Genomic DNA, 17,926 nt, shown 5'->3' with positions numbered 1-17,926 from the left:
TTGAAATGCGTTAGTGAATGTGATACTATTATAAAGTTGTTTTCAAGGCAGTTGATTGATAGAGGAGTATGAAATATGGTACTGGATAAGGCAAGTTGTGATTTGCTTCAATATTTGATGAATCAAGAAACGTCCAAAACGATTATGGCGATTTCGAAAGATTTGAAAGAGTCAAGAAGGAAAATTTATTATCACATTGACAAAATCAATGCTGCTCTGGGTGACGAGGCGCTTCACATCATTAATATTCCACGAATTGGTATTCACTTAACGGAAGAGCAGAGAGATGCTTGTTGTGAACTATTATCGGAAGTAGATTCGTACGATTATATCATGAGTGCGCATGAACGTATGATGATAATGTTACTATGGATAGGTATTTCTAAAGAACGTATTACGATTGAAAAATTGATGGAGTTAACAGAGGTGTCTAGGAATACTGTTCTCAATGATTTGAATAGTATTCGTTATCAACTAACTTTGGAACAATATCAGGTGACCTTGCAAGTGAGCAAGTCACAGGGATACCATCTTCATGCCCACCCTCTTAATAAAATTCAGTATCTTCAATCGCTTCTATATCATATTTTTATGGAAGAAAATGCCACTTTTGTATCTATTTTAGAAGATAAGATGAAAGAGAGGTTAGATGGTGAGTGTTTGCTTTCTGTTGAAATGAACCAATTTTTTAAGGAACAGGTTCCTTTAGTTGAACAAGATTTAGGGAAGAAAATAAACCATCATGAAGTAACTTTTATGTTGCAGGTTCTACCTTATTTGCTGTTAAGCTGTCATAATGTTGAACAGTATCAAGAAAGACATCAGGATATAGAGAAAGAATTTTCTTTGATAAGAAAAAGAATAGAGTATCAGGTATCTAAGAAATTAGGAGAGCGGTTGTTTCAAAAGTTTGAAATTTCTTTGTCAGAACTTGAAGTTTCTCTTGTAGCTGTTCTTCTCCTCTCCTATCGTAAAGATTTGGATATTCATGCAGAAAGTGATGATTTTCGGCAATTAAAACTTGCTTTAGAAGAATTTATCTGGTATTTTGAATCACAAATCCGAATGGAGATTGAGAACAAGGATGATTTGTTAAGAAATTTGATGATCCACTGTAAAGCCTTGTTATTTAGAAAGACTTACGGTATTTTTTCTAAAAATCCTCTAACAAAACAAATTCGATCCAAGTATGGAGAATTATTTTTAGTCACTAGAAAATCTGCGGAAATTCTAGAAGGAGCATGGTTTATTCGGCTAACAGACGATGATATTGCCTATTTGACGATTCATATTGGAGGATTTTTAAAGTATACACCATCATCTCAAAAAAATATGAAAAAAGTTTATCTCGTTTGTGATGAAGGTGTTGCGGTTTCGAGACTTTTGCTGAAACAATGCAAACTTTATTTTCCAAATGAGCAAATTGGCACTGTATTTACAACAGAACAATTTAAGAGTGTGGAAGATATTGCACAAGTTGATGTAGTGATTACTACTAATGATGATTTGGATAGCAGATTTCCGATTTTAAGGGTTAATCCTATCCTTGAAGCAGAAGATATTTTGAAAATGCTAGACTATCTTAAACACAATATATTTCGTAATGAGAGCAAAAGTTTCAGTGAAAATCTTTCTAGTCTTATTTCGTCTTATATTGTAGACAGCAAGTTGGCTAGTAAGTTCCAAGAAGAGGTTCAAACACTTATAAATCAAGAAATAGTAGTTCAAGCTTTTTTGGAAGATATTTGAAGGACAGTCCAATGATGAACACAAACCTGTGTTTTTCTTGGTCTTTTTTAGTGTTTTGAAGGGTGGTATACTAATCTCAAAGATAACAATTATATCCAAAGGAGGCAACATATGCCAAACGTCAAAGAAATTACAAGAGAGTCATGGATTTTAGCTACTTTCCCAGAGTGGGGAACATGGTTGAATGAAGAAATCGAAGAAGAAGTCGTACCTGAAGGCAATTTTGCCATGTGGTGGCTAGGCAACTGTGGTACTTGGATTAAGACACCAGGTGGTGCTAACGTTGTCATGGACCTTTGGTCAAACCGTGGAAAATCAACCAAAAAAGTGAAAGATATGGTTCGTGGGCACCAAATGGCAAATATGGCAGGTGTTCGTAAGTTGCAACCAAACTTGCGTGTTCAGCCAATGGTTATCGATCCATTTGCTATCAACGAACTAGACTATTACTTAGTTTCACACTTCCATAGTGATCATATCGACCCATACACAGCTGCAGCAATTCTCAACAATCCTAAGTTAGAGCATGTTAAGTTTATCGGTCCTTACCACTGTGGACGAATCTGGGAAGGATGGGGTGTTCCAAAAGAACGTATCATCGTTGTTAAACCAGGTGACACTATCGAATTAAAAGATATGAAGATTCATGCAGTAGAATCATTTGACCGTACTTGCTTGGTAACTCTCCCAGTGAACGGTGCTGATGAGACAGGCGGTGAACTTGCTGGCTTAGCTGTTACAGATGAAGAAATGGCTCAAAAGGCTGTTAACTATATCTTTGAAACACCAGGTGGAACCATCTATCATGGTGCAGATTCTCACTTCTCAAACTATTTTGCAAAACATGGTAAAGACTTTAAAATTGATGTTGCTTTGAATAACTATGGTGAAAATCCGGTAGGTATCCAAGATAAAATGACATCTATCGACCTTCTTCGTATGGCAGAAAATCTGCGTACCAAAGTCATTATCCCAGTTCACTATGATATCTGGTCTAACTTCATGGCTTCTACTAATGAGATTCTAGAACTTTGGAAAATGAGAAAAGATCGCTTGCAATACGATTTCCATCCATTTATCTGGGAAGTTGGCGGTAAGTACACTTATCCTCAAGATCAACACTTAGTAGAATACCATCATCCACGTGGTTTTGATGATTGTTTTGAACAAGACTCTAACATTCAATTTAAAGCTTTGCTATAATATAAAAATATTCTTTGGAGGTTATCCGTATGTTGCATGATACGGATAATTTTCATATAATAGTAAAATAGAATGTGTGATTCAATAATCACCTCAAATAGAAAGGAAATTCTATGTCAAATCTATCTGTTAATGCAATTCGTTTCCTAGGTATTGACGCTATCAACAAAGCCAACTCAGGTCACCCAGGTGTGGTTATGGGAGCGGCTCCGATGGCTTATAGCCTCTTTACAAAACAACTTCGTATCAATCCAGCTCAACCAAACTGGATTAACCGTGACCGTTTTATTCTTTCAGCTGGTCATGGTTCAATGCTTCTATATGCCCTTCTTCATCTTTCTGGTTTTGAAGATGTCAGCATGGATGAAATCAAGAGCTTCCGCCAATGGGGTTCTAAAACACCAGGTCACCCAGAATTTGGTCATACAGCAGGGATTGATGCTACGACAGGTCCTCTAGGGCAAGGGATTTCGACTGCTACTGGTTTTGCCCAAGCAGAACGTTTCTTGGCAGCCAAATATAACCGCGAAGGCTACAATATCTTTGACCACTATACTTACGTTATCTGTGGCGACGGAGATTTGATGGAAGGTGTCTCAAGCGAGGCGGCTTCATATGCGGGCTTGCAAAAACTAGACAAGTTGGTTGTTCTTTATGATTCAAATGACATTAACTTGGATGGTGAGACAAAGGATTCCTTTACAGAAAGTGTTCGTGACCGTTACAATGCCTACGGTTGGCATACAGCCTTGGTTGAAGATGGAACAGACTTGGAAGCAATTCATGCTGCTATCGAAACAGCTAAAGTTTCAGGTAAACCATCTTTGATTGAAGTGAAGACTGTGATTGGATACGGTTCTCCAAACAAACAAGGAACTAATGCCGTACACGGTGCTCCTCTTGGAGCAGATGAAACTGCAGCAACTCGCCAAGCGCTAGGTTGGGACTATGAACCATTTGAAATTCCAGAACAAGTATATACTGATTTCAAAGAAAATGTTGCAGACCGTGGTGCATCAGCTTATCAAGCTTGGACAAAATTAGTTGCTGACTATAAAGAAGCTCATCCAGAACTGGCAGCAGAAGTAGAAGCAATCATCGATGGGCGTGATCCAGTTGAAGTGACTCCAGCAGACTTCCCAGCCTTAGAAAATGGCTTCTCTCAAGCAACTCGTAATTCAAGCCAGGATGCCTTGAACGTTGTAGCTGCTAAATTGCCAACCTTCCTAGGTGGATCAGCTGACCTTGCTCACTCAAACATGACTTATATCAAGACTGATGGACTTCAAGACGATGCCAATCGCTTGAACCGTAACATTCAGTTTGGTGTTCGTGAATTTGCAATGGGAACGATCTTGAACGGGATGGCTCTTCACGGTGGACTTCGTGTATACGGTGGAACCTTCTTCGTCTTCTCTGATTATGTGAAGGCAGCTGTCCGCTTGTCAGCCTTGCAAGGGCTTCCTGTGACTTATGTCTTTACCCACGATTCTATTGCAGTCGGGGAAGATGGTCCAACGCATGAACCAGTTGAGCACTTAGCAGGTCTTCGTGCTATGCCAAATCTAAATGTTTTCCGCCCAGCAGATGCGCGTGAAACTCAAGCAGCTTGGTACCTTGCAGTGACAAGTGAGAAAACACCAACTGCCCTTGTCTTGACACGTCAAAACTTGACTGTCGAAGAGGGAACAGACTTTGGCAAGGTTGCAAAAGGTGCCTATGTTGTCTATGAAAATGCAGCAGACTTTGATACCATCTTGATTGCGACAGGTTCAGAGGTTAATCTTGCTGTCTCAGCTGCTAAAGAATTGGCTAGTCAAGGAGCAAAAGTCCGCGTAGTCAGCATGCCATCTACAGATGTCTTTGATAAACAAGATGCAGCTTACAAGGAAGAAATTCTTCCAAATGCAGTTCGTCGTCGTGTTGCAGTCGAAATGGGTGCAACTCAAAACTGGTACAAATATGTTGGACTAGATGGTGCTGTTCTTGGTATTGATACCTTCGGAGCCTCTGCTCCAGCACCAAAAGTATTGGCAGAATATGGCTTTACTGTTGAAAATCTTGTAAAAGTCGTTCAAAACTTGAAATAATCCTAAAAATCAGGGCGCAAGCTCTGGTTTTTCTTACTAGAAAAGCAAGGTACAATCTTGTAAAAGTAGCTGAAATTTGATATAGTAGTCCTATGTAAAAGACAAAGGAGAAGAAAATGAATCCAAATTATACATTTTTAATTATGCTTGTAGCGATGTTTGCCTTGATGTTCTTTATGCAACGCTCTCAAAAGAAACAAGCACAAAAACGTATGGAAAGCTTAAATAAACTACAAAAAGGCTATGAAGTGATTACAATCGGTGGACTTTACGGAACAGTCGATGAAGTAGATACTGAGAAGAGAACGATTGTTCTTGATGTAGATGGAGTTTACTTGACTTTTGAACTAGCTGCTATCAAGACCGTATTACCGCTGAAAGAAACAGCTTCACTAGAAGGCGCAATTGAAAAATAAGACGGGATTACTAACTCCCGTTTTTCTATAAAAGAAAGGAAATGGGATGAAAAAACTAGTCTTTGTCTGTTTGGGAAATATTTGTCGCAGCCCTATGGCTGAGTTTGTTATGAAATCAATGACAGATAATTATGAAATCCAAAGTCGAGCGACTTCTTCTTGGGAACATGGCAATCCGATTCATAAGGGAACTCAAGGGATTTTTCAACAGTATGAGATTCCTTACGACAAAACCAAAACATCGCTTCAGATTAGTAAGGAAGATTTTGAAGCCTTTGATTATATTATCGGAATGGATGCTTCAAATGTTTCTGACTTACGTCAGATGTGTCCAGTAGACTGTCAAGATAAGATTTACTCATTTGCATCTGAAAGTGTTCCAGATCCTTGGTATACAGGAGATTTTGAGGAAACCTATCAGCGTGTTCAAGAGGGGTGTCAAGCATGGTTAGAACGTTTAGAGAAGGAGAGTGAAGATGGAAAATCTTAAGAATTTTTACGAAAAGTATCGTGTCTATCTGACTCGTCAACGTTTAGAGCTTTTGGCAGTAGTTACGATTGTTTTTTGTGCTGTGCTCGTCTTTTTTCTAAATATTCCCGGAAAAGGTGTTCTAAAGCTTGATAATGGAACCATTGTTTACGATGGCAGTCTTGTACGTGGTAAAATGAATGGACAAGGTACCATTACCTTCCAAAATGGAGACCAGTATACTGGTGGTTTCAACAATGGAGCCTTCAACGGAAAAGGTACCTTTCAATCTAAAGAAGGCTGGACCTACGAAGGTGATTTTGTAAATGGTCAGGCTGAAGGAAAAGGGAAACTAACAACAGAACAAGAAGTTGTTTATGAAGGGACTTTTAAACAAGGCGTTTTTCAACAAAAATAAAGCCTCCTTATCAAAGGAGGTATTGTTAGCACCTAAAAGTAAGCGCTTACTAGAAAATCTATCTCTTTCCAAATCCCTCTTCCAAGTAAGTTTGTGAAATAAAAAATATTTGAAATGATTTTCACAAACTCTAAAGAAAAAACGTGATAAGTAAAGAAAATGAGAAAAAATTCACAAACAATAAAAAATTCTTTGTGAAATGTTTATGAAACTGTTTACAAAGTTGAAATAATGCGTTATAATAAACTTGTGAAAAAATTAACAAAGGATATCAATCCTTGAAAGCTATGGAGGAAAATATGGCTGATAAAAAAACTGTGACACCAGAAGAAAAGAAACTCGCTGCTGAAAAGCATGTCGATGGCTTGGTGCAAAAAGCTTTAGTTGCTCTTGAGGAAATGCGTAAACTCGACCAAGAACAGGTCGATTACATCGTAGCTAAAGCGTCAGTGGCAGCTTTGGATGCCCACGGAGAATTGGCTCTACATGCCTATGAAGAAACAGGACGTGGTGTATTTGAAGACAAAGCAACTAAGAACTTGTTTGCTTGTGAACACGTAGTAAACAACATGCGCCACACTAAAACAGTTGGTGTTATCGAAGAAGACGATGTAACAGGTTTGACTCTTATCGCTGAACCAGTTGGTGTTGTTTGTGGTATCACTCCAACAACAAACCCAACATCAACAGCAATCTTTAAGGCATTGATTTCATTGAAGACACGTAATCCAATCGTCTTTGCCTTCCACCCATCAGCTCAAGAATCATCAGCTCACGCAGCTCAAATCGTTCGTGATGCTGCGATTAAAGCAGGAGCTCCTGAAAACTGTGTACAGTGGATTACTGAACCATCTATGGAAGCAACTAGTGCCCTTATGAACCACGAAGGTGTTGCAACAATCCTTGCAACAGGTGGTAATGCTATGGTTAAAGCTGCATACTCATGTGGTAAACCAGCTCTTGGGGTAGGTGCCGGAAACGTTCCAGCTTATGTTGAAAAATCAGCTAACATCCGCCAAGCTGCACACGATATCGTCATGTCTAAATCATTTGACAATGGTATGGTCTGTGCATCTGAACAAGCGGTTATCATTGATAAAGAAATTTACGATGAATTTGTAGCAGAGTTCAAATCATATCATACTTACTTTGTAAACAAAAAAGAAAAAGCACTTCTTGAAGAGTTCTGCTTCGGCGTGAAAGCAAATAGCAAAAACTGTGCTGGTGCAAAATTGAACGCTGACATCGTTGGTAAACCAGCAACTTGGATTGCAGAACAAGCAGGATTTACAGTTCCAGAAGGAACAAACATTCTTGCTGCTGAATGTAAAGAAGTTGGTGAAAACGAGCCATTGACTCGTGAAAAATTGTCACCAGTTATCGCAGTTTTGAAATCTGAAAGCCGTGAAGACGGTATTACTAAGGCTCGTCAAATGGTTGAATTTAACGGTCTTGGACACTCAGCAGCCATCCACACAGCCGATGAAGAATTGACTAAAGAATTTGGTAAAGCTGTTAAAGCTATTCGTGTTATCTGTAACTCACCTTCTACTTTCGGTGGTATCGGGGACGTTTACAATGCCTTCTTGCCATCATTGACACTCGGATGTGGTTCTTACGGACGCAACTCAGTTGGGGATAACGTTAGTGCCATTAACCTCTTGAATATCAAAAAAGTCGGAAGACGGAGAAATAACATGCAATGGATGAAACTTCCTTCAAAAACATACTTTGAACGTGATTCAATTCAATACCTTCAAAAATGTCGTGACGTTGAACGTGTCATGATCGTTACTGACCATGCCATGGTAGAGCTTGGTTTCCTTGATCGTATCATCGAACAACTTGACCTTCGTCGCAATAAGGTTGTTTACCAAATCTTTGCTGATGTAGAACCAGATCCAGATATCACTACAGTTGAACGTGGTACTGAAATCATGCGTGCCTTCAAACCAGATACAATCATCGCTCTCGGTGGTGGATCTCCAATGGATGCTGCTAAAGTAATGTGGCTCTTCTATGAACAACCAGAAGTGGACTTCCGTGACCTTGTTCAAAAATTCATGGATATCCGTAAACGTGCCTTCAAGTTCCCATTGCTTGGTAAGAAGACTAAATTCATCGCGATTCCAACTACATCTGGTACAGGATCTGAAGTAACACCATTTGCTGTTATCTCTGATAAAGCAAACAACCGTAAATACCCAATCGCTGACTACTCATTGACACCAACTGTGGCAATCGTAGACCCTGCTTTGGTATTGACAGTTCCTGGATTTGTTGCTGCGGACACTGGTATGGACGTATTGACCCACGCGACTGAAGCTTACGTATCACAAATGGCTAGCGACTACACTGACGGTCTTGCGCTTCAAGCAATTAAACTTGTATTCGAAAACCTTGAAAGCTCAGTTAAGAACGCAGACTTCCACTCACGTGAGAAAATGCATAACGCTTCAACAATCGCTGGTATGGCCTTTGCCAATGCCTTCCTAGGTATTTCTCACTCAATGGCCCATAAGATTGGTGCGCAATTCCACACAATCCACGGTCGTACAAATGCTATCTTGCTTCCATACGTTATCCGTTACAACGGTACACGTCCAGCTAAGACAGCAACATGGCCTAAGTACAACTACTACCGTGCAGATGAAAAATACCAAGATATCGCACGCATGCTTGGACTTCCAGCTTCTACTCCAGAAGAAGGTGTGGAATCTTACGCAAAAGCTGTCTACGAACTTGGTGAGCGCGTAGGTATCCAAATGAACTTCAAAGCACAAGGAATCGATGAAAAAGAATGGAAAGAACATTCTCGTGAATTGGCCTTCCTTGCTTATGAAGACCAATGTTCACCTGCAAACCCACGTCTTCCAATGGTTGACCATATGCAAGAAATCATCGAAGATTCTTACTATGGCTACAAAGAAAGACCAGGACGCCGTAAATAATTGTTATCAGCCTAGAGGCAGGAATTTCCTGTCTCTTTTTTGTAATTCTATTTGAAAAATGGTATAATCATCGCATATATTTATTTGAAAATCAAATCTTTTATAATCGTGCGAGGGAGAAATGTAAGAGATGAAAGAGCTAGGGGAAAAGGTGAGGATTCTTAGAGAGGAGAAAGGACTTAGTCGCCCTGTTTTTTGTGGAGATGAGTCTGAATTATCAGTGCGTCAGTTGGTGAGAATCGAAAAAGGAGAATTTCGACCGACTATAAAAACACTAGAATATATTGCAGATAGGCTAGAAATTCCCTCCTATGTCTTGATGCCAGACTATAAGGAATTACCCAAGCGTTACCAAGAATTAAAATACTTTCTTTTACATCATCCTGACTATGGAGACAAGGAGTTGCAGGAGCAGAAGGAAGAATATTTCGATGAGATTTTTGAGAATTTTTATGATGATTTGCCACGTGATGAGAAAGTGCTAGTGGATTGCCTTCAAGCAATAGATGCAGTGAGAATGACTAGTAATTCCTTATATGGAAGCAGTGTGATTGAGGACGGTCTTCAAGACTTACTATCCAGAGATGTATATAAAGCCGAGGACTTGTTGAAATTGAGACTGTATTTCAACTGTCAGTTAATGGATGGTTTAAATGTGGGTGAGATAAAAGAATCTGAGCATGAAACCATTCTTTGTTTTCATGACAAACTAAGTTCTCAGGTTGATAAGATAGAGTTCGATTGTTTGAACTTGCTTAGAGATTCCTTGTTAGCTTCTTTAACTTGCTTAGAGATTCCTTGTTAGCTTCTTTAACTTGTATAGAGATTATGGGGTTGCTTCATTATTTTAAGAGGGCAGTCGAGACTTTAAATAAAATAGGGCAAAAAACACGAGATTTTCAAAAACAACCGATTGTCTTGATGGTGGAGTGGAAATATTATATTCAGAAGGATTATGAAACAGCCAAACAAAAGTATGAAGAAGCAAAAATGATGGCGAGGATGTTTGGCAATGAGCAGTTAATCGTTAGTTTAGATAATGAATGGAGCGAAGACTTAGAAAGGTATTGTTAAATGCTTTATAGGAGTGACATTTCTGTCATTGGGGAAATGTCGCTTTTTTGTTAAAATGAATTTTACTTGATATACATCCAGAAGCAAACTAGGGAATAGAGAGAAAGTTCTAAGTAGTAGGCTTAAAGGGTGGTAAATCTGCGCTGATGTAGCTTGAAGGATTTTCTATAATTATGATGTATGACGATAACAGTTTTAAATAAGGGGGAAAGAATGTTCATTTTATCCATTAAAAATATTTCAAAGTTTTACACTTTGGACGGTAAACATCAAGAGCAGGCTCTAAGAAATATTAACCTGCAGATTGCAAAAGGTAAAATTACAGCGATTTACGGGCCGTCAGGCTGTGGCAAAACTAGCTTGCTAAACATCATCAGTGGTCTAGATAGACAATATGAAGGAGTTTTAGAATTTAAAGGGGAATCTCTCCGTGACTTATCAGAGATTGAACTAACTCAATTTCGTAAAAACAAGATTGGATTTGTGTTTCAAAACTTCAACCTCATTCCTCATCAATCTGTCTTGGACAATGTCAAGCTACCTCTCTATGTCAAAGATTTATCTGACAGGGAGATGACAATGATTGCAAAGGAGCAATTAAGTAGCTTAGGAATGGAGCCTTTTATGGCTAAAAATGTTAAACAGCTTTCTGGCGGGCAAAAGCAACGCGTAGCAATCGCGCGTGCCTTGGTAAATCAGCCTGATATGATTGTAGCAGATGAGCCAACGGGGTCACTGGATTCTCAATCTCAAGAAATGGTATTGGAAGTATTTAAAAATTTAGCCCAGACAGGGAAAACAGTATTGATTGTAACCCATAATCCAGAGGTTGCTGCATATGCAGATGTGATTATCAAAATGAAGGATGGTGAAGTCGTTGAAGAAGTCAAAAAATAAAGGATTATCATTGAAAAACAAATTCAAACTTTCTTTAAATAACTTTCTGGAAAGAAAGTGGCGTAACTTATTGATTGCGCTAGCAACCTCAATCGGTTTTGTAGGAGTCTTAATTTCTTTCGGCTTGGGAAATGCATTGATTTCGATGATTGATGAAAATACGAATGGAGGTCAAATTCCTTCTCAAGTTCAGATTGCTTTAAACACAGAAAATGCTGGACGAGGCTTTTTGAACCAAGATGATAAGAACTATATCACGGATACAGTTGGAAAAGAAGCTATTAAATATTTGGAGAGTCCTTTTGGGATGACCATGTCAAATATTACTATAGATGGGCAAGAAATGGATCTGAGTCAAACGATGCCTTCTTATGCTCAAGTAGTGAGTCTCTATGAGGATACAAGTATTTCTGTTAGTAGTAATGAGGCGGACAAAGTATTAGCCGGTTCCCTCTATACTGATGCAAATGAACAGGGGTTGACGATTCCAAGCAGTTTACTAAAAAATTGGAATGAACAGACAGGAAACAATCTGACAGCTAGTGATGTTATTGGCAAATCAGTCTCAGCAAGTATTGTAGAAAATGCTGCCGAAGCTAGCAAGACTGCTCAATTTCAAACGAAGATTGTGCGTGTGATCAATGATGAAGATGACATGGAGGACAGTAACAGTTTCATGCCGTCTAGTCAAATGGAAACAATTTTGAAAGAAGCTGGATTTACAAAAGCTGTATCTTATTTTATATTGGAACTCAAAGATCCATCACAAACAAAAGCGATAACAGAAGAATTGCAGAAAAACAAGAAGTATACTGTTCTTTCTCAACAGAAGGTTCTTGATATTGTGATTACTTTTATTCGTGTCATTCAGGGATTGTTGATTGTGCTTTCATCACAAGCTATTGTGGTAGCAGCGGTCATGATTGGTATCATCATTTACATCAATATCATGCAACGCTCTAAGGAAATAGGTGTCATGAAGGCAGTTGGCTATCAAAATCGTGATGTCAAAGGGATTTTTATTTACGAGGCTATCTGGATTGTAGGAATCGCCTTGCTGCTGGCATTTTTGGTTGCACAAGGGGTGGGAAGTTTGGCGAATGTGGTTGTAAGTCACTTTTACCCATCCATCACTAAGGTTTTTGAATTAAATCTTCTATCTATTTTAGGAACTCTAGTTTTCGCTCTATTACTTGGTTATGTCTCAGCCTACTTCCCAGCGCGTAAAATTAGTAAAATGGATCCAGTAGAATCGCTACGATATGAATAGTAAGGGAGTTCTTGATTTATAGTCTTAAAAAGAAACTAACATAGAAAAACAATGCCCGTACTTGCAATTCAACTCAAATAGTTATATAATAGGTTTGTTGAAAGGTGATTTGTAGTGATTCAAGTTACTCTTTTCACAATAAAAATTTCATGATTTTCATAAGGAGGAAATCACTAATGGTAGTTAAAGTTGGTATTAACGGTTTCGGACGTATCGGTCGTCTTGCTTTCCGTCGTATCCAAAACGTAGAAGGTGTTGAAGTTACTCGTATCAACGACCTTACAGATCCAGTTATGCTTGCACACTTGTTGAAATACGACACAACTCAAGGTCGTTTCGACGGTACTGTTGAAGTTAAAGAAGGTGGATTTGAAGTTAACGGTAAATTCATCAAAGTTTCTGCTGAACGTGATCCAGAACAAATCGACTGGGCTAACGACGGTGTAGAAATCGTTCTTGAAGCTACTGGTTTCTTTGCTAAGAAAGCAGCTGCTGAAAAACACTTGCACGCTGGTGGAGCTAAAAAAGTTGTTATCACTGCTCCTGGTGGAAACGACGTTAAAACAGTTGTATTCAACACTAACCACGACGTTCTTGATGGTACTGAAACAGTTATCTCAGGTGCTTCATGTACTACAAACTGCTTGGCTCCTATGGCTAAAGCTCTTCAAGATAACTTTGGTGTTGTTGAAGGATTGATGACTACTATCCACGCTTACACTGGTGACCAAATGATCCTTGACGGACCACACCGTGGTGGTGACCTTCGCCGTGCTCGCGCTGGTGCTGTAAACATCGTTCCTAACTCAACTGGTGCTGCAAAAGCTATCGGTCTTGTAATCCCAGAATTGAACGGTAAATTGGACGGAGCTGCTCAACGTGTTCCTGTTCCAGCAGGTTCTGTAACTGAGTTGGTAGCAGTTCTTGAAAAGAACGTTACTGTTGACGAAGTGAACGCAGCTATGAAAGCAGCTTCAAACGAATCATACGGATACACTGAAGATCCAATCGTATCTTCAGATATCTTAGGTATGTCTTACGGTTCATTGTTTGACGCAACTCAAACTAAAGTTCTTGACGTTGACGGTAAACAATTGGTTAAAGTTGTATCATGGTACGACAACGAAATGTCATACACTGCACAACTTGTTCGTACTCTTGAATACTTCGCAAAAATCGCTAAATAATTCTTGAGTCGATAAAAAAGCAAGGCCTCTGGTCTTGCTTTTTAAATATTTAAAAATGGATGACGCTATCATCCATTCTTTTTTAACTCTTTTTCAAAAGTATCTGATAGGGTAGTGAAGCTTAATTTCTCTAGAGTAAGCGGATGGGTAAAGGACAGTCGAAAGGCGTGGAGCATAAGCCGACTTGTTTTTGATTTACTATTATAGAGAGGGTCGCCTAAAATAGGGAAGTTATGATGCGAAAGGTGCACACGAATCTGATGGGTTCGCCCGGTCTTTAGTTTGCAACGAACCAAGGAAGTTTTGTCTGGGAATTGCTTTAATTTGCTTACATGCGTTTCAGCATATTGCCCATTTTTTGTATCAACTATTCGTTTTCTGCGGTCATGGCGATCACGCCCAATTTTGTCTTTGAAAACAAGTTCTTTGCTGTTGATATGTCCGTCGACCTGTGCCCAATATTCCCTAGAAATCTCTTTTTTCTCCAGTAAGCGATTGAGAATAGGCAGGATAAAAGGATTTTTGGCAAAGAGAACCAAGCCACTGGTTTCCATGTCTAGACGATGAACAACATAGCAGGTTTGGCCAACATAGGCACTGACATGGTTAAGAAGGGCGATTTCGTTTGGCTGATTACCATGCGTTTTCATCCCCTCTGGTTTGTTGACAATAATCAAGTGTTGATCTTGATAAACCTCTTGAACGAGGTTAGGATTGCCCCAAGGGATTTCTTTTTCGGGATAATCTTCCTTGTCAAAAGTTAACTGGCAAATATCTCCAGGATTTACCGTCTCGTTCCAATGAACTTCTCGCTGATTAATCAAAATGTGTTTCTTGATTCTCAAAAAATGACGGATTTTTCTAGGGATGAGGAGTTGTTCCTCAAGTAATTGCTTTACCGTCATTTGAGGTAGAGAGTCTGGTAATGTAAATGTGAATTTCATACAGATATTGTAACAAAAAAAGACCTATTTTGATAGGAAATAGCTAAATTCTTGTCTTCCTATGATGAAGATGATAAAATAAACGCATGAAATTAGATAAATTATTCGAGAAATTTCTTTCTCTTTTTAAAAAAGAAACAAGTGAACTAGAGGACTCTGATTCTACTAGCTTACGTCGCTCTCGTAGTGATCGAAAAAAATTAGCCCAAGTAGGTCCAATTCGAAAATTCTGGCGTCGCTATCATCTAACAAAGATTGTCCTTATACTAGGTTTGAGTGCAAGCTTGCTAGTTGGAACCTATTTGTTTGCTGTAGCTAAGTCAACCAATGTTAACGATTTGCAAAACGCCTTGAAAACTCGGACTATCATTTTTGACCGTGAAGAAAAGGAGGCTGGTGCCTTATCTGGTCAAAAAGGAACTTATGTTGAATTGACTGATATAAGTAAAAATTTGCAGAATGCCGTTATTGCGACAGAAGACCGTTCTTTTTATAAAAATGACGGGATTAACTATGGTCGTTTCTTCTTGGCGATTGTCACTGCTGGTCGTTCAGGTGGTGGTTCTACTATTACTCAACAGCTGGCTAAAAATGCCTATCTGTCGCAGGATCAAACTGTTGAGAGAAAAGCAAAAGAATTTTTCCTTGCCTTAGAATTAACAAAAAAATATAGTAAGGATCAGATCTTAACCATGTACCTTAACAATGCCTATTTTGGAAATGGTGTGTGGGGTGTAGAAGATGCGAGTAAGAAATACTTTGGAGTTTCTGCATCAGAAGTGAGTCTGGATCAAGCTGCGACTCTGGCAGGGATGCTCAAAGGACCGGAACTGTATAACCCCTTGAAATCTGTAGAAGATTCTACTAATCGTCGTGATACTGTCTTGCAAAATATGCTTGCAGCGGGTTACATTGATAAAAACCAAGAAACCGAAGCTGCAGAAGTTGATATGACTTCGCAATTGCACGATAAGTATGAAGGAAAAATCTCAGATTACCGCTATCCTTCTTACTTTGATGCGGTGGTTAACGAAGCCATTTCCAAGTATAATCTAACAGAGGAAGAAATTGTTAATAATGGCTACCGCATTTATACAGAGCTGGACCAAAACTATCAAGCAAATATGCAGGTTGTCTATGAAAATACAGCGCTATTTCCTAGGGCAGAGGATGGAACATTTGCTCAATCAGGAAGTGTAGCTCTTGAACCGAAAACAGGTGGAGTTCGTGGAATTGTCGGTCAGGTTGCTGGCAATGATAAAACTGGATTCCGGAATTTCAACTATGCAACTCAATCAAAACGTAGCCCTGGTTCTACAATTAAGCCTTTAGTTGTTTATACGCCTGCAGTTGAAGCTGGCTGGGCTTTGAATAAGCAGTTGGATAACCATACCATGCAGTATGACAGCTATAAGGTTGATAACTATGCAGGGATCAAAACGAGTCGAGAAGTTCCTATGTATCAAGCCTTGGCAGAATCGCTTAATCTGCCTGCTGTTGCCACTGTTAATGATTTGGGCGTTGATAAGGCTTTTGAGGCGGGCGAAAAATTCGGACTAAACATGGAAAAGGTCGATCGTGTTCTTGGTGTCGCCTTGGGAAGCGGTGTTGAAACCAACCCTCTTCAAATGGCTCAAGCATATGCTGCCTTTGCAAATGAAGGTTTAATGCCGGAAGCTCATTTTATTAGTAGAATTGAAAATGCTAGTGGTCAGGTCATTGCGAGCTATAAAAATTCACAAAAACGGGTGATTGATAAATCTGTAGCTGACAAGATGACCAGTATGATGTTGGGAACATTTACAAACGGAACAGGTATTAGTTCATCACCTGCAGACTATGTCATGGCAGGAAAAACTGGTACAACTGAAGCAGTTTTTAATCCGGTATATACAAGTGACCAGTGGGTAATTGGTTATACTCCGGATGTGGTGATTAGTCACTGGCTTGGTTTCCCTACCACTGATGAAAGCCACTATCTAGCAGGATCTACTTCAAACGGTGCAGCCCATGTCTTTAGAAACATTGCAAATACAATTTTACCTTATACGCCAGGAAGTACCTTTACAGTTGAAAATGCTTATAAGCAAAATGGAATTGCACCAGCCAATACAAGTAATCAAGTACAGAGTAACGAAACCAATCAGACGGATGATACCATTTCTGATATTAGAAGTCGTGCACAAAATCTGGTAGATGAGGCGAGTCGTGCTATATCAGATGCTAAAATTAAGGAAAAAGCACAAACAATATGGGATTCGGTAGTCAATCTATTTCGTTAAGATGCTTGTCAAAGCCTAGCTTTCTTGTTATAATAGATAAGATGGAGGCGTTATGGCACTAAAAAAAGCAAGCCTAGCTTGTGCGGTTTGTGGTTCTAGAAACTATTCAATCAAGATCAGTGGAAACCCCAAGCCAACACGACTAGAAGTAAATAAATTTTGTAAACATTGTGGTAAGTATACTACACACAGAGAAACGAGATAGGAGAGAGCGATGCGTTTTATTGGAGATATTTTTAGACTTCTTAAAGACACAACATGGCCAACTCGCAAGGAAAGCTGGAGAGATTTTCGTTCTATCATGGAATACACTGCTTTCTTTGTTGTGATTATTTATATTTTTGACCAGTTGATTGTTTCAGGTTTGATTCGATTTATTAACATTTTTTAGAAGAACTGTGGAGTTATTCCCGCTAAAAGTCTTCTATTATGAAAGGAAGTATCATGGATAGTTTTGATAAAGGATGGTTTGTCTTACAAACTTATTCTGGTTATGAAAATAAGGTAAAAGAAAATCTATTACAACGTGCACAAACCTACAATATGTTGGATAATATTTTACGTGTTGAAATTCCAACACAAACAGTGCAAGTTGAAAAAAATGGAAAGAGAAAAGAAGTAGAAGAAAATCGCTTTCCAGGTTATGTTCTTGTAGAAATGGTCATGACAGATGAAGCTTGGTTTGTTGTTCGAAACACACCAAACGTTACAGGCTTCGTCGGATCTCACGGAAATAGATCAAAACCAACTCCATTATTGGAACAAGAAATCCGTGATATCTTGGTTTCTATGGGACAAACTGTACAAGAGTTTGATATTGATGTCGAAGTTGGTCAAACTGTACGTATTATTGATGGTGCTTTTGCAGATTATACTGGTAAGATTACAGAGATTGATAACAATAAAGTAAAAATGATTATCTCTATGTTTGGTAATGACACAGTTGCAGAAGTAAACTTAAATCAAATTGCGGAAT

The 17,926-nt window shown here is 38.9% G+C and carries 15 protein-coding genes and 1 pseudogene; 15 read left to right on the top strand and 1 reads right to left on the bottom strand.

From position 1 onward, the window contains the following. Window positions 1–75: 75 nt before the first annotated feature. The 11 genes and pseudogenes from NMM17_RS05125 to gap all read left to right on the top strand — a co-directional run bounded on the left by NMM17_RS05125 (window position 76) and on the right by gap (window position 13,724). A complete protein-coding gene (locus NMM17_RS05125) occupies window positions 76–1,749 on the top strand; it encodes a transcription antiterminator (RefSeq protein WP_000242120.1) in 1,674 nt (557 codons plus the stop codon). A 111-nt stretch (window positions 1,750–1,860) separates the two neighbouring features. Next, on the top strand, window positions 1,861–2,952 hold the full coding sequence (ulaG, locus tag NMM17_RS05120) for an L-ascorbate 6-phosphate lactonase (RefSeq protein ID WP_001134226.1): 1,092 nt from the start codon (window positions 1,861–1,863) through the stop codon (window positions 2,950–2,952). Between the two features lie 113 nt (window positions 2,953–3,065). After that, entirely contained in the window at window positions 3,066–5,042 is a 1,977-nt protein-coding gene (tkt, locus tag NMM17_RS05115) for a transketolase (protein WP_084946519.1), read from the top strand. Window positions 5,043–5,158: 116 nt separating this feature from the next. Then, a complete protein-coding gene (gene yajC / locus NMM17_RS05110) occupies window positions 5,159–5,458 on the top strand; it encodes a preprotein translocase subunit YajC (protein ID WP_004257425.1) in 300 nt (99 codons plus the stop codon). 46 nt (window positions 5,459–5,504) lie between these two features. After that, window positions 5,505–5,948, top strand: coding sequence for a low molecular weight protein-tyrosine-phosphatase (locus NMM17_RS05105; protein ID WP_023947928.1), 444 nt, complete (start codon window positions 5,505–5,507; stop codon window positions 5,946–5,948). Continuing rightward, window positions 5,935–6,345 carry an MORN repeat-containing protein gene (locus tag NMM17_RS05100; protein WP_000429319.1) on the top strand — a complete coding sequence of 137 codons (411 nt, stop codon included), beginning with the start codon at window positions 5,935–5,937 and terminating at the stop codon, window positions 6,343–6,345. The genes NMM17_RS05105 and NMM17_RS05100 overlap by 14 nt, the downstream gene beginning before the upstream one ends. A gap of 299 nt (window positions 6,346–6,644) precedes the next feature. Beyond that, window positions 6,645–9,296: a bifunctional acetaldehyde-CoA/alcohol dehydrogenase gene (adhE, locus tag NMM17_RS05095; protein ID WP_049486627.1), complete on the top strand. Its 2,652-nt coding sequence runs from the start codon at window positions 6,645–6,647 to the stop codon at window positions 9,294–9,296. Between the two features lie 130 nt (window positions 9,297–9,426). Next, window positions 9,427–10,370, top strand: a pseudogene (locus NMM17_RS09665) (XRE family transcriptional regulator). Between the two features lie 213 nt (window positions 10,371–10,583). Further along, entirely contained in the window at window positions 10,584–11,267 is a 684-nt protein-coding gene (locus tag NMM17_RS05080) for an ABC transporter ATP-binding protein (RefSeq protein WP_004240858.1), read from the top strand. Beyond that, entirely contained in the window at window positions 11,236–12,537 is a 1,302-nt protein-coding gene (locus NMM17_RS05075; protein WP_192855410.1) for an ABC transporter permease, read from the top strand. The genes NMM17_RS05080 and NMM17_RS05075 overlap by 32 nt, the downstream gene beginning before the upstream one ends. A gap of 176 nt (window positions 12,538–12,713) precedes the next feature. Further along, window positions 12,714–13,724, top strand: a complete 1,011-nt coding sequence (gene gap / locus NMM17_RS05070; RefSeq protein ID WP_000260662.1) for a type I glyceraldehyde-3-phosphate dehydrogenase — start codon at window positions 12,714–12,716, stop codon at window positions 13,722–13,724. Window positions 13,725–13,792: 68 nt separating this feature from the next. On the opposite strand, the gene NMM17_RS05065 is transcribed toward gap, so the two are convergent. Continuing rightward, window positions 13,793–14,668, bottom strand: a complete 876-nt coding sequence (locus tag NMM17_RS05065) for an RluA family pseudouridine synthase (RefSeq protein ID WP_084928145.1) — start codon at window positions 14,666–14,668, stop codon at window positions 13,793–13,795. 86 nt (window positions 14,669–14,754) lie between these two features. Here NMM17_RS05065 and pbp2a point away from each other — a divergent pair, with 86 nt between their 5' ends. From pbp2a to nusG, 4 genes are all read left to right on the top strand, one after another. Beyond that, window positions 14,755–16,950, top strand: a complete 2,196-nt coding sequence (pbp2a, locus tag NMM17_RS05060) for a penicillin-binding protein PBP2A (RefSeq protein WP_254753949.1) — start codon at window positions 14,755–14,757, stop codon at window positions 16,948–16,950. A 52-nt stretch (window positions 16,951–17,002) separates the two neighbouring features. Beyond that, entirely contained in the window at window positions 17,003–17,155 is a 153-nt protein-coding gene (gene rpmG, locus NMM17_RS05055) for a 50S ribosomal protein L33 (RefSeq protein ID WP_001809375.1), read from the top strand. A 9-nt stretch (window positions 17,156–17,164) separates the two neighbouring features. Continuing rightward, window positions 17,165–17,341 (top strand): preprotein translocase subunit SecE, encoded by a 177-nt coding sequence (secE, locus tag NMM17_RS05050; protein WP_001210991.1) that lies wholly within the window; start codon window positions 17,165–17,167, stop codon window positions 17,339–17,341. Between the two features lie 53 nt (window positions 17,342–17,394). Continuing rightward, window positions 17,395–17,926: transcription termination/antitermination protein NusG (gene nusG / locus NMM17_RS05045; RefSeq protein ID WP_079252953.1), on the top strand; the 532-nt coding region annotated here is incomplete at its 3' end.

Source organism: Streptococcus sp. CF7_Ac1-12 (assembly GCF_024295905.1).
Taxonomy (GTDB): Bacteria; Bacillota; Bacilli; order Lactobacillales; family Streptococcaceae; genus Streptococcus; species Streptococcus mitis_AP.
This window is presented reverse-complemented; position numbering and strand designations above follow the sequence as displayed.

Coding starts and splice junctions, on each gene's coding strand:
- NMM17_RS05125 (WP_000242120.1), top strand. CDS start 76: ATGGTACTGGATAAGGCAAGTTGTGATTTGCTTCAATATTTGATGAAT.
- ulaG (WP_001134226.1), top strand. CDS start 1,861: ATGCCAAACGTCAAAGAAATTACAAGAGAGTCATGGATTTTAGCTACT.
- tkt (WP_084946519.1), top strand. CDS start 3,066: ATGTCAAATCTATCTGTTAATGCAATTCGTTTCCTAGGTATTGACGCT.
- yajC (WP_004257425.1), top strand. CDS start 5,159: ATGAATCCAAATTATACATTTTTAATTATGCTTGTAGCGATGTTTGCC.
- NMM17_RS05105 (WP_023947928.1), top strand. CDS start 5,505: ATGAAAAAACTAGTCTTTGTCTGTTTGGGAAATATTTGTCGCAGCCCT.
- NMM17_RS05100 (WP_000429319.1), top strand. CDS start 5,935: ATGGAAAATCTTAAGAATTTTTACGAAAAGTATCGTGTCTATCTGACT.
- adhE (WP_049486627.1), top strand. CDS start 6,645: ATGGCTGATAAAAAAACTGTGACACCAGAAGAAAAGAAACTCGCTGCT.
- NMM17_RS05080 (WP_004240858.1), top strand. CDS start 10,584: ATGTTCATTTTATCCATTAAAAATATTTCAAAGTTTTACACTTTGGAC.
- NMM17_RS05075 (WP_192855410.1), top strand. CDS start 11,236: ATGGTGAAGTCGTTGAAGAAGTCAAAAAATAAAGGATTATCATTGAAA.
- gap (WP_000260662.1), top strand. CDS start 12,714: ATGGTAGTTAAAGTTGGTATTAACGGTTTCGGACGTATCGGTCGTCTT.
- NMM17_RS05065 (WP_084928145.1), bottom strand. CDS start 14,668: ATGAAATTCACATTTACATTACCAGACTCTCTACCTCAAATGACGGTA.
- pbp2a (WP_254753949.1), top strand. CDS start 14,755: ATGAAATTAGATAAATTATTCGAGAAATTTCTTTCTCTTTTTAAAAAA.
- rpmG (WP_001809375.1), top strand. CDS start 17,003: ATGGCACTAAAAAAAGCAAGCCTAGCTTGTGCGGTTTGTGGTTCTAGA.
- secE (WP_001210991.1), top strand. CDS start 17,165: ATGCGTTTTATTGGAGATATTTTTAGACTTCTTAAAGACACAACATGG.